This is a genomic window from Sphingomonas trueperi, from assembly GCF_040545965.1.
GTDB classification, from domain to species: domain Bacteria; phylum Pseudomonadota; class Alphaproteobacteria; order Sphingomonadales; family Sphingomonadaceae; genus Sphingomonas; species Sphingomonas trueperi_C.
Genome location: NZ_JBEPMV010000003.1, coordinates 1 through 11912 on the forward strand (window position 1 = coordinate 1; position 11912 = coordinate 11912).

The window sequence follows — 11912 nt, forward strand, 5'->3', positions numbered from 1 at the left end:
CCCATTGCCGCCTCCGTCGTGACGGACGCCTATGAATCACACGACCACCGAAAAGGGAATCCCTCGCGATTCCGCCCATCGTGAAGATGCTCTAGGCGACGACTTTGACGTGAGCACCTGCGCCTGCCGCGAATTGTCGCGGCTATTGAACGGTCCGCGGTTTTGCTGCCGTCAAAGCCGCCGATACAGCACGAGCGCATCGACGAGCCCGCATTCCGGATGGTCGAACGCTTCGGGCACCCGCCCGACCGTCTCGAAGCCGAGTGCGTGCCACAGCCGCACGGCGGGCGTGTTGCTGCTTACGACGAAGTTGAACTGCATCGCGCGAAAGCCCCGTGCTCGCGACTCGGCGAAGCTGTGCTCGGCCATGGCGCGGGCAATGCCGCGTCCGCGCGCCTCGGGATGCGTCGCATAGCCACAATTGGCGACATGCGCGCCGCCACCGGCCTGATTCGCGCGAAGATAGTAGGTGCCGAGCACCTGCCCTTCCGCCTCGGCCACGAAGCTTGCGCGATCGGCGCCTAGCCAATAGGCCAAGGCATCATCGCGCGATAGATCGCGGTCCAGCGCATAGGTTTCGCCGGCGCGGATCACCGGCTCCAGGATCGCCCAGACCGCCGCGCCGTCTTGGGCGACAGCGGAGCGAATCACCGGGCTCACCCCTCCAGGGTGCGCATCAGCGCGCGGACGGCGCCGTCGATCTCGACATCCTTGCTGCGCAGATCCTCGATCCGCTTGACCGCATGGATCACCGTCGAGTGGTCGCGGTTGCCGAACTTGCGGCCGATCTCCGGCAGCGAGCGGGTGGTCAGCCGCTTGGCGAGGTACATCGCGATCTGGCGGGGGCGGGCGATTGCCACCGCGCGGCGGGCCGAGATCAGGTCGAGCTGCTTCACCTCGAAATGGGTCGAAACCGCGCGCTGGATCTCGTCGATGGTGATGCGGCGCTGGCTGGTGCGCAGCACTTCGCCAAGGACGCTGGTCGCGAAGTCGATGGTGATCGATTCGTTCGACAGGCTGGCATAGGCGACGAGACGGTTCAGCGCGCCTTCGAGCTCGCGAACGTTGGTGGTGATACGCGCGGCCAGCAGGTCAGCGACCTCGACGGGCATGTCGACTGCCGGCATGTCCTTCAGCTTGCGCTCGACGATCGCGCGGCGGAGGTCCAGCTCGGCGGGCTTGATGTCCGCCACCAGCCCGGCGCCGAGGCGGCCGACGAGGCGCGGCTCGAAGCCCTCCAAGGCCTGGGGCGCGCGGTCGGCGGCGATCACCAGCCGCTTGCCGGCGCTCATGAACTCGTTGACCGTGTGGAAGAATTCTTCCTGGGTCGCGTCCTTGCCGCCGATGAACTGAAGATCGTCGATCATCAGCAGGTCGACCGAACGCAGCCGGGTCTTGAACGCCAGCGTGTCCTTGTTGCGCAGCGCCTGCACGAACTCGAACATGAAGCGCTCGCCGGTCGAGTAGATCGCGGTCGCGCCCGGGTTCGCCTCGAGGAAGGCGTGGCCGATCGCGTGCATCAGGTGCGTCTTGCCCTGGCCGGTGCCGGCATGGAGGTAGAGCGGGCTGAACATCGGCACGCCCGGCTGCGCGACGGTGCGCGCGGCGTTGAAGGCGACGCGATTCGTCGTGCTCACCACGAATCGATCGAAGGTGAAGCGCGGATCGAAGGAAGGGCGCTCGGCCGGCTCGACCAGCGTTTCCTTGCGGGGCGCGGGCGCCGGCTCGGCGCTGAGCACGCGCTGCTCGGCGTCCTGCAGCGTCTCCAGCGTAACGGTGCGCACGTTGGGCAGCACCGCGCGGAACTCGAGCAGCAGGCGCTCGGCATAGTGATTCTTCACCCACTGGGTGAGGAACGGGGACGGCAGGCCCAGACGCACGGCGTGCGAATCGCTGCCCTCGACGAGGACCACAGGCTTCAGCCACTGGTCGAACAGCCGCTGGCCGGCCGAGCGGCGCAGGTTGGTGCGCACATGCGCCCAAGCCTTGGCGACGTCGCGGCCTTCCTCACGTTCCAGCGGTTGAACCTGAGTCACTGTGACGCACCCTTCCTTCGCGGGAATCACGATTCCCGCGTTCTAAAACCATTGTCGATCATGAGGCCCATCGCAGCCGGTCATGCCCCCGGAGACGCGCGCTGAGCTCGTTGTCCCCGGCCAGCAACGTGGCCGGGAGGTTCGTTGTAGGAAGCTCGAACTGAGTCGAGCAAGGGCCTGCCATGTAAACTTTCTGAAATAGTTTTGTTGACAGCCCGAACCCCTAGGAAAACCGTGGGGGTGCCAGAATTCCTCAACTAATTCCGTCAGTTAGCATGGTAAAGCCAGAGTCATCGTCGACCGAATCGGGACGACTCGTGGATTCGCGCGATTCGCTTGCGTTGCTCAAATTTTAACCATTTTTTTGCAGCGCAAACGCGAAAAACCCCGCCGGACAGAGTCCGGCAGGGTTTTTCGTTACCGAATAGTTACGGTTAGGCGAGCGTCTGAAGACGCTTGTTCAGGCGCGAGAACTTGCGCGCTGCCGTATTCTTGTGGAGTACGCCCTTGGCGACGCCACGGGCGATTTCCGGCTGCGCAGCGGCGAGCGCTTCGGTGGCAGCGGCCTTGTCGCCGGCGGTCAGCGCAGCTTCGACCTTCTTGATGAAGGTACGGATGCGGCCGACGCGTGCACCGTTGATCTCGGCGCGGCGGTCGTTGCGACGGATGCGCTTCTTCGCTTGCGGCGTATTCGCCATTCGGTCTTGTTCCTGCTCGAAATGGGTGAGGCGCGGAAGCGAGCCCACGCCGGAAAGACGGGCCCCTTACCGGCTGTAGCGATTCGGGTCAACCTTTTCAGCGCTGGCATTTGCCACAATAGAAGGTGGAACGCCCTGAATCGACGCGGCGCTGCACCGGGCGGCCACAGCTACAGGGCTCCCCTTCCCGGCCATAGACCCGCCACTCCTTGGCGAAATAGCCGAGCTCGCCGTCGGGCCGGGCATAATCGCGCAAGGTGGAGCCGCCGGCGCGAATCGCGGCCGCCAGCACCTCTCTCACCGCGTCGACCAATTTCTCCAGCTTGGCCCGGCCGATCGAGCCCGCCGGCTTGGTCGGTGCGATGCCCGCGAGGAACAGCGCCTCGCACACATAGATATTGCCGAGCCCGGCGACGATTCGCTGGTCGAGCAGCAGGGCCTTCACCGGCGCGATTCGGTCCTCGAACGCCGCCACCAGATGCGCGGCGGTGAAGTCCGGGCCCAAGGGTTCCGGCCCGAGTGCCTTGAACGCGGGCCATTCCGCCAACTCGGCGGTCGGCACCAGGTCCATCGAGCCGAATCGCCGGGGATCGTTGAGCGACAGCCGGTGCCGCGCGGTCTCGATCACGACATGGTCGTGCTTGCCCAATTCCGCCGGATCGATCCGCCAACGCCCGGACATGCCGAGGTGGAATACCAGCGTGTCCTCGCGGTCCGTATCTATAAGGCCATATTTCGCCCGCCTCGACAGGCTGGTGACGGTCGCGCCCGTAAGCCGCTGGCCCAAATCGACCGGGAAGGGGCGGCGCAGATCGGCGCGATTCAGCAGCACGCGCTCGATCCGCTGCCCCTCCAGCACGGGGGCCAGGCCGCGAACGGTGGTTTCTACTTCGGGAAGCTCAGGCATCTGGCCTTACAGCTAGGAAGTGCGGGGCGGAATGTCACCTGCCCCTCAGCCCTCTTGGTTTGGCCGTCACCTGCGGCTAAGGCACCCCCATGCCCGATACCGTTTCCTTCGGTTACGAAGACGTCGCCCCTGAGGACAAGACCCGCCGCGTCGGCGAAGTGTTCTCGAATGTCGCCAGCAAATACGACCTGATGAACGACGCCATGTCGGGCGGCATGCACCGGCTGTGGAAGGATCGCTTCGTCCGCCGGGTAAAGCCGCGCGCGGGCGAGCACATCCTCGACATGGCCGGCGGCACCGGCGACATCGCCTTCCGCATGGCCGAGACGGGTGCCGCGATCACGGTGGCCGACATCAATCCGGAAATGCTCAGCGTCGGCGTCGAGCGCGCCGCCCAGCGCGGCATTGACGGGCTGGTGTGGACCGAGGCCAATGCCGAGACGCTGCAATTCCCCGATCGCTTCTTCGATGCCTATACGATCGCGTTCGGCATCCGGAACGTAACCGACATCCCCAAGGCGCTCCGCGAGGCGCACCGCGTGTTGAAGCGCGGCGGCCGTTTCTTCGTGCTGGAATTCTCGACCACCCAGTGGCCGGGCTTCGCCGAGATCTATGACGCCTATTCGCACAAGCTGGTCCCCAAGCTCGGCAAGCTGCTAGCGCAAGACGAGGACAGCTATCGCTACCTCATCGAATCGATCCGCCGCTTCCCCGACATGCCGAGCTTCGAGCGGATGATCGCCGAGGCGGGGTTCAAGCAGACCAAGGTGGAGCCGCTGCTCGGCGGGCTCGTCGCGATCCACAGCGGCTGGAAGATTTGATGGCGCACGCGTTTGAGCCCCTCCCCTTCAGGGGAGGGGTTTGGGGTGGGGCCGTGTCTCACCGAGACCGACAGACATTCTGGAATCCCTCCACCCCCATCCCCTCCTCCCAGGAGGAGGGCCTAGAGGCATGACCGCGCCTGCCGTCCATCTCTGGCGCCTGCTCAAATGGGGCCGCATCCTTGCGCGCCACGGCGCATTGCGGGGTATCGAGCGCGATGCGAACACCCCGCGCCCGGTGCGCCGCGTTGCCCGCATTGCCCGGTTGGGCGCGCGCGTGCCGGCAGTCCCTGCCTATGCCGACGCCTTCCAGGCAATCGGTCCCGCCGCGATCAAGCTCGGCCAGACGCTCGCCACCCGCCCGGATCTCGTCGGCGAGACCGCCGCGCACGACCTGCTCCGGTTGCAGGATGCGCTGCCGCCGGTCCCCTTCGACATCATCCGCGAACGGATCGAGACCAGCTTTGGGCGCCCGCTCTCCGCGATGTTTGCGGAAGTGGAGGAAGCCCCGATCGGCGCCGCCTCGATCGCGCAGGTGCACCGCGCGGTGACCACCGACGGCCGTCGTGTCGCGGTGAAGGTGCTGCGCCCGGGTATTGAAAGCGACTTCGCGCGCGCCATCGACACCTATGAATGGGCCGCCGCCCAGCTCGAAGCTTATGGCGGCGAGGCGCGCCGCCTGCGCCCGCGGCTGGTGATCGAAAGCTTCAAGCGCTGGACCGCACGCGAGCTCGACTTCCGCCGCGAGGCCGCCTCGGCCTCCGAACTCGCCGAGGGCATGACCGCCGAGCCGGACTTCATGGTCCCCCAGATCGACTGGCAGCGCACCACCGGCAAGGTGCTGACACTGGAGTGGATCGACGGCATCAAGCTGAGCGACCGGGACGCGCTGGTCCGCGCCGGGCACGACATGCCGGGCCTTGCGGGCAAGCTGATCAAGGCGTTCCTGCGCCAGGCGATCGCCGAGGGCTTTTTCCACGCGGACATGCACCAGGGCAATCTGTTCGCGCTGCCCGATGGCCGCATCGCCGCGATCGACTTCGGCATCATGGGTCGGATCGACCGCCGCGCCCGCGTTTGGCTCGCCGAGATCCTCTATGGACTGCTCACCGGCGACTATAAGCGCGTCGCCGAGATCCATTTCGAGGCGGGCTATGTCCCCGCCCACCACAATGTCGCCGAGTTCGCCACTGCCCTGCGCGCGGTGGGCGAGCCGATGCGCGGCCTGCCGGTGAAGGAAATGTCGATCGGCGGCATGCTCGACGGGCTGTTCTCGATTACCCGCGATTTCGACATGATGACGCAGCCGCACTTGCTGCTGCTCCAGAAGACGATGGTGATGGTGGAAGGCGTCGCGCGTGGGCTCGATCCGGACATCAATCTGTGGGAAGTCTCGGCACCGTTCGTCCGCGAATGGATCCGCACCGAGCTGGGGCCGGAGGCCAAGGTCGCCGATCGCCTGATCCAGGACTTGCGCACCCTTGCCCGCCTGCCGGAGCTGGTCCGTAACATCGAACTTCGTTTCCCCGGCCCCGGCGGCGCCCCGCCCGAGCCGCCCTTGCGCGAGATCCAGGTCGTGCGCGTCGGCGGCGGCTGGCGCTATGCGCTGGTCAGCATCGTCGCCGCGCTGGCCGGTGTGGCCGGAACGCTGCTGCTGAAATGACCGGGCGCACGCGCCGCCTCTGGACCCTCCAGCCGAGCCGCTTTGCCGCCCTGTCGCGGGGCCGCGCGCGGCTGGCCTGGCTGGCGGTGCTGCTGCTGGTGCTCACCTCGCTGACCGCGCTGGCGGTGCCGTCGCTCACCGGCGACGGCGCCACCGCCGCTGCCACCGCCGATCGGATGACCGATATCGGGCTGTATGAGCGCGTCGTCGCGGCGATGAAGGGCGGCGATACCTATTATGTCGCGGCGAGCGACGCGATGCGCGCCGGCGGCTATCCGCTGCGGCCGTTCTTCACCATGCGACTGCCCGCGCTGGCGGCACTCGAGGCGCTGATCCCCGGATGGGCGAGCATCGGCCTGCTGCTGGCGCTCGCTGCACTGACCGCCTTTGCATGGGCGTCGCGCGTAGGCTTGGCCCTGAACGGGCTGTTCCCGCGCGCGGTGATGATGATGATGCTCGCGGTCTCGATGCTGGCCTTCTTCCAGCCGGGTCTCGTGCTGTTCCACGAGGTTTGGGCCGGCCTGCTCGTCGCGCTGTCGCTGGCGCTGCGCCGCCCGGGTCGCGCGCTGGAGGCGATCGCGCTCGGCCTCGCCGCGATGCTGATCCGCGAGACTGCAGCCCTGTACGCGATCGTCATGCTGGTCTTCGCCTGGGGCGAGGATCGGCGGGGCGAGGCGCTGGGCTGGGGCGTGGCGCTGCTGGTCTTCGGCGGGGTGCTGGCGCTGCACGCGCATGCCGTGGCAGGCGTGACCGGCCCGCTCGATGCCGCATCGCCGGGCTGGTCGGCGTTCAACGGCCCCGGCTTCTTCCTTCGCGCGCTGGTCACTTCCACCGCGCTGCAGGCCCTGCCGGTGATGGTCGGCGCGGTGCTGATCGTGCTGGCACTACTCGGCTGGGCGAGCTGGGACGAGCCGCTGGGCTTGCGGATGTTCGCGCTGCTGATCGCCTATGGCGTGGTGATTTCGATCTTCGCGCGGCTCGACAATTTTTACTGGGCGCTGATGATCGCCCCCGCCGCACTGGTCGGGCTGGTGTTCGTCCCCGATGCGCTGGCGGACCTGTGGCACCGTGCGCTCGACAGGCGGCGGATCACGGTTACAACGGTGACTCCATGAAGCGCATCCTGCTCATCGTCGGCGGGGGCATCGCCGCCTACAAGGCGTGCGAACTCGTTCGCCTGTGCCGCAAGGCCGGGATCGGCGTCACCTGCGTGCTCACCGAAGGCGGCCAGCATTTCGTCACGCCGATGACGCTCGCCGCGCTGTCCGAGAACCAGGTCTACACGACGCTGTGGGACCTGAAGGACGAGGCGGAGATGGGCCATATCCAGCTCAGCCGCCAGGCCGATCTGGTTGTGGTGGCGCCGGCTACCGCCGATCTGCTCGCCCGCATGGCCGGCGGCATCGCCAGCGACCTGGCGACCACGCTGCTGCTCGCCACCGACAAGCCGGTGCTCGCGGCCCCGGCGATGAACGTGCGGATGTGGAGCCATGCCGCCACCCGCCGCAACGTGGCCCAGCTTCGCGCGGACGGCGTGACCGTGCTGGAACCCGACGAGGGCCCGATGGCCTGCGGCGAATATGGCGCCGGTCGGCTGCCCGAGCCCGAGCCGATCCTCGCCGCGATCCAGCAGGCGCTTTCGCCCGTCGAACAGCGGCTGGCCGGCAAGCATGTGCTCGTCACCGCAGGTCCCACGCACGAGCCGATCGACCCGGTGCGCTACATCGCCAACCGTTCCTCGGGGAAGCAGGGCTTTGCCATTGCCGGCGCGCTGGCGGCGCTGGGTGCGCGGGTCACGCTGATCGCGGGGCCGGTGACGCTGCCCACGCCGGCGGGCGTCACTCGGGTCGACGTGGAGACCGCGCGCGAGATGGCGGCCGCGGTGGACGCCGCCCTCCCCGCCGACGCAGCCGTGATGGTTGCCGCTGTAGCCGATTGGCACGTTGAGCCCGCTGCGCAGAAGTTGAAGAAGGGGGACGCCGCGCCGCTGCTGCACCTCGCGCAGAATCCTGATATTCTCGCCGGCGTGGCGCAGGGATCGCGCCGGCCGCGGCTCGTGGTGGGTTTCGCGGCGGAAACCGAGCGAGTGATTGAACATGCCGTCGCGAAACGCACGCGCAAGAACGCGGACTGGATTGTCGCCAACGATGTTTCGGGCGATGTGATGGGGGGTGAAGCCAATGCCGTCCATCTCGTCACCGCCGAGGGCGTCGAAAGCTGGGAGCGCGCGTCCAAGGCCGACGTCGCCCGCCGCCTCGCCGAACGGATCGCCGATGCGCTCTAAGCTGCTGCCCGCCCTTGCCGGCATTGCGCTGCTCGCCGGCTGCACCACGCCTGTCGCAACGACGCACACCGTCGCCAAGGTGGAGCCGGCGCTCAACCTGCACGCCCGCAACTTCGGCGCCACCGCGCCGGACACGGTGCGCACGCTGATCGTCGTCCTCCACGGCGACGGCGGCCCGGAATCGCGCAGCGACCACTATCGCTTCGCCGAGGCGGCCACCCAGAACATCCCCAACAGCGCTGCGGTCGCGCTGCTGCGCCCGGGCTATGGCGATGCCGCCGGCAACCGCTCGCCGGGACAGGCCGGGCTCGGCTTCGGTGACGATTATACGCAGGAGCGGATCGACGCGATCGCGGAGTCGCTCGGCATTCTGCGCCGCCGCTTCGCGTCCGCGCGGCTGATCCTGGTCGGTGATTCGGGCGGTGCGGCGATTGCCGCCGACATCGCCGGCATCCGCCCCGATCTGGTCGATGCGATGGTGCTGGTCGGCTGCCCCTGCGCGCTGCCCGAATGGCGCAAGGGCATGCAGAAGCAGCGCCACGGTGCCGCCTGGGCGACGCCGGTCGCCAGCCTCGATCCGCTCAAGACCGCCGGTGGGGTAATGCCGGGCATGCGCGCCGCGGTGCTGGTCGGCCTCGACGACAAGATCACGCCCCCGGCGCTGTCGCGGGCCTATGCCGAGGCCCTTGCACTTCGCGGCATCGCTACCGATCTCCGGATCGTCCCCGGACGGGGACATGATCTGCTCAACGATCCCGAAGTGCTGGCGGCAACCACCCGGCTGGCGACCGCGCTTCCCACGAAAGGCTGACCTTGCTGCCGCCGATCCGTATCGCGATCCAGCGCCTGCCCCATGGCGAGAACCTACCCCTCCCCCGCTACGCCACCGAAGGTGCGGCGGGCATGGACGTGGTCGCCGCCGAGGACCTGACGCTCGCCCCGGGCGCGCGCCACGCCGTCGCCACCGGCTTCGCCATGGCGATCCCCGCCGGCTATGAGGTGCAGGTCCGCCCGCGCTCGGGGCTGGCGCTCAAGCACGGCATCACCTGCCTCAACACGCCGGGCACGATCGACAGCGATTATCGCGGCGAAATCAAGGTGATCCTCGCCAATCTTGGCACCGAGGACTTCCCGATCGCGCGCGGCGACCGGATCGCCCAGCTGGTCCCCGCCCCGGTGCAGCGCGCCGACTTGGACGAAGTGAACAGCCTCGACGAAACCACACGGGGGGCCGGCGGCTTCGGCTCGACCGGGCGATGATCGCCACCTTGGCCCTCGCCGTTGCGCTGCAGGCGAACCCGCCGCGGGTGATCGACTGGCCGTCGCTCGCACCGCTGCCCTACCGCGCCGAGCCGCAGATCAGCCCGGACATGCTCGCCTTCGTCGCCAATGAAGTGACCACGCGCAAATGCCCGGTCGCGATCGGGCCGGGGCTGACGCTGAGCGTCGACGTCGCCGTGTTGGTCGATGCGCAGGACAATATCCGCACGACCGTGCCACGCGCGATCCAGTGCCCGACGGTGGAGCAATATGCCGCCGCGATGGTGGCCGGCGCCGCGCGGGGCAACCTGCTGCCGCGCATGGCCAATGCCGATCAATGGTACCGCACGACGGTAACCTTCTCCTGGGCCAAATGACGCTCTCCGACGAAGAGCTGGAACGCTACGCCCGGCACATCATCCTGCGCGAGGTGGGCGGTGCGGGCCAAGCGAAGCTCAAGGCCGCGCGGGTGCTGGTGATCGGCGCCGGCGGCATCGGCGCGCCGGCGATCCAGTATCTCGCCGCCGCCGGCGTGGGGACGCTGACCATCGTCGACGACGACGTGGTCGACCGCTCCAATCTCCAGCGCCAGATACTGTTCGGCACCGACGATATCGGCACCGGCAAGGCCGAAGCGGCTGCCGCCCGCGTCGCCGCGATCAACCCCAATGTCACGGTCCGCGTCGAGACACGCCGCCTCTCCGCCGCCGACGCGCCTGCGCTGATCGCCGGGCACGATGTCGTGCTCGACGGCACCGACAATTTCGCCACCCGCCTCGCCGTCGCCGATGCGGCGCTCGCCGCTCGCGTGCCGCTCGTCTCCTCCGCCGTCGCCGAGTTCGAGGGCCAGCTTGGCACCTTCCGCGGCTGGGAGGCGGACAGGCCGTGTTACCGCTGCTTCGTCGGCCACGATCCCGAGCGCGAGGGCATCAGCTGCTCCGAACAGGGCGTGCTGGGGGCGCTCACCGGCATTCTCGGCAGCCTCGCCGCGCTGGAGGTGATCCGGGCGATCACGCCGTTCGGCGACGACACCGCCGGCAAGCTGCTGCTGGTCGATGCACTCGCCTTCCGCTTCCGCACGCTCCAGCTGCCCAAGGATCCGGGCTGCCCGTCTTGCGGCACGGGAACGCTCCGGTAAGGAGAAGCGGCCTAGGAGTGGCACCGACACCGCAGCACAGGAGCCATGATGACCGACCCGACCGCCAAGCCCCCGCGCGTGCTCGTTACCGGATCGGCCGGGTTCATCGGCTTCCACACCGCCAGCCGCCTGCTCCAGGCAGGCGCGACGGTGCTCGGCATCGACAATTTCTCGGATTACTATGACGTCGCGCTCAAGGAAGCGCGCAACGACATGCTGTCCAACCACGCGAATTTCCGGGTGGCCCGCCTGTCGATCGAGGACCAGACAGCACTCGCCGATGCCTGGACCGAGTTCCGGCCCGACGTCGTGATCCACCTCGCCGCGCAGGCCGGCGTGCGCTTCAGCATCGAGCAGCCGGCCAGCTATATCGGCGCGAACGTGGTCGGCACGTTCAACCTGCTCGAGCTGGCGCGCCACCATTCGGTCCGCCACTTCCTCGCCGCCTCGACCAGTTCGGTCTATGGCGCCAATACCGACATGCCCTTCGGCGAGACCCAGCGCACCGCCACGCCGATGAGCCTCTACGCGGCCACCAAGGGCGCGACCGAGCTGATGGGGCACAGCTACGCGCATTTGTTCCGCACGCCGATGACCTTCTTCCGCTTCTTCACGGTCTATGGCCCCTGGGGACGCCCGGACATGGCTCTGTTCAAGTTCACCCGCGCCATTCTCGCCGGCGAACCGATCGACGTGTACAACAATGGCGAGATGGTGCGGGACTTCACCTTCATCGACGATCTCGCCGAATCGATCGTGCGGCTGATCGACGCCGTCCCTGGCGACGTACCGGTGGAGGGAGACAGCCTGTCCCCCGCCGCGCCCTTCCGCATCGTCAATATCGGCGCGGGCCGCCCCACCCCGCTGATGGACTATATCGGCGCGGCGGAGAAGGCGCTGGGCCGCACCGCGATCAAGAACTTCCTGCCGATGCAGGCCGGCGACGTACCGGCGACCGAAGCCTCGTCCGACCTGCTCCGTCGTCTCACCGGCTATGCGCCCTCCACCACCCCCGAGGAAGGCGTGGCGCAGTTCGTGCGCTGGTATCTGGAGCATTATCGAAGCTGAAACCGGCGCTGGTGCACAAGAGCCGCTCCCGATTGGA

General features: G+C 68.0%; 13 protein-coding genes. 9 read left to right on the top strand and 4 right to left on the bottom strand.

Annotation, left to right across the window (positions count from 1 at the left end):
• Nucleotides 1-171 precede the first annotated feature (171 nt).
• From ABIC35_RS07630 to mutM, 4 genes are all read right to left on the bottom strand, one after another.
• Nucleotides 172-660: a GNAT family N-acetyltransferase gene (locus ABIC35_RS07630; protein ID WP_121075703.1), complete on the bottom strand. Its 489-nt coding sequence runs from the start codon at nt 658-660 to the stop codon at nt 172-174.
• Nucleotides 657-2036, bottom strand: a complete 1380-nt coding sequence (dnaA, locus tag ABIC35_RS07635; RefSeq protein ID WP_121075700.1) for a chromosomal replication initiator protein DnaA — start codon at nt 2034-2036, stop codon at nt 657-659. Before dnaA ends, ABIC35_RS07630 begins: the two co-directional genes overlap by 4 nt.
• A gap of 434 nt (nt 2037-2470) precedes the next feature.
• On the bottom strand, nt 2471-2734 hold the full coding sequence (gene rpsT / locus ABIC35_RS07640) for a 30S ribosomal protein S20 (protein ID WP_121075697.1): 264 nt from the start codon (nt 2732-2734) through the stop codon (nt 2471-2473).
• Nucleotides 2735-2831: 97 nt separating this feature from the next.
• Nucleotides 2832-3641, bottom strand: coding sequence for a bifunctional DNA-formamidopyrimidine glycosylase/DNA-(apurinic or apyrimidinic site) lyase (gene mutM / locus ABIC35_RS07645; RefSeq protein WP_121075694.1), 810 nt, complete (start codon nt 3639-3641; stop codon nt 2832-2834).
• 89 nt (nt 3642-3730) lie between these two features.
• Here mutM and ubiE point away from each other — a divergent pair, with 89 nt between their 5' ends.
• The 9 genes from ubiE (at nt 3731) to ABIC35_RS07690 (ending at nt 11875) form a co-directional block, all read left to right on the top strand.
• Entirely contained in the window at nt 3731-4462 is a 732-nt protein-coding gene (gene ubiE, locus ABIC35_RS07650) for a bifunctional demethylmenaquinone methyltransferase/2-methoxy-6-polyprenyl-1,4-benzoquinol methylase UbiE (RefSeq protein WP_121075691.1), read from the top strand.
• A 130-nt stretch (nt 4463-4592) separates the two neighbouring features.
• The gene (ubiB, locus tag ABIC35_RS07655) at nt 4593-6125 is read left to right on the top strand and encodes a 2-polyprenylphenol 6-hydroxylase (protein ID WP_121075688.1); all 1533 of its coding nucleotides are present in this window, start codon (nt 4593-4595) and stop codon (nt 6123-6125) included.
• Nucleotides 6122-7240, top strand: coding sequence for a hypothetical protein (locus tag ABIC35_RS07660; protein ID WP_121075685.1), 1119 nt, complete (start codon nt 6122-6124; stop codon nt 7238-7240). Before ubiB ends, ABIC35_RS07660 begins: the two co-directional genes overlap by 4 nt.
• On the top strand, nt 7237-8409 hold the full coding sequence (coaBC, locus tag ABIC35_RS07665; protein WP_121075682.1) for a bifunctional phosphopantothenoylcysteine decarboxylase/phosphopantothenate--cysteine ligase CoaBC: 1173 nt from the start codon (nt 7237-7239) through the stop codon (nt 8407-8409). Before ABIC35_RS07660 ends, coaBC begins: the two co-directional genes overlap by 4 nt.
• Nucleotides 8399-9220 (top strand): alpha/beta hydrolase, encoded by an 822-nt coding sequence (locus tag ABIC35_RS07670; protein WP_354278388.1) that lies wholly within the window; start codon nt 8399-8401, stop codon nt 9218-9220. The genes coaBC and ABIC35_RS07670 overlap by 11 nt, the downstream gene beginning before the upstream one ends.
• A gap of 2 nt (nt 9221-9222) precedes the next feature.
• Nucleotides 9223-9669 carry a dUTP diphosphatase gene (gene dut / locus ABIC35_RS07675; protein ID WP_121075679.1) on the top strand — a complete coding sequence of 149 codons (447 nt, stop codon included), beginning with the start codon at nt 9223-9225 and terminating at the stop codon, nt 9667-9669.
• Complete coding sequence (locus ABIC35_RS07680; protein WP_121075676.1) at nt 9666-10046, top strand: hypothetical protein; 381 nt, start codon at nt 9666-9668, stop codon at nt 10044-10046. The genes dut and ABIC35_RS07680 overlap by 4 nt, the downstream gene beginning before the upstream one ends.
• The gene (locus tag ABIC35_RS07685; RefSeq protein ID WP_121075673.1) at nt 10043-10807 is read left to right on the top strand and encodes a HesA/MoeB/ThiF family protein; all 765 of its coding nucleotides are present in this window, start codon (nt 10043-10045) and stop codon (nt 10805-10807) included. The genes ABIC35_RS07680 and ABIC35_RS07685 overlap by 4 nt, the downstream gene beginning before the upstream one ends.
• Before the next feature lie 48 nt (nt 10808-10855).
• Entirely contained in the window at nt 10856-11875 is a 1020-nt protein-coding gene (locus ABIC35_RS07690; protein ID WP_121079247.1) for an NAD-dependent epimerase/dehydratase family protein, read from the top strand.
• Nucleotides 11876-11912 lie beyond the last annotated feature (37 nt).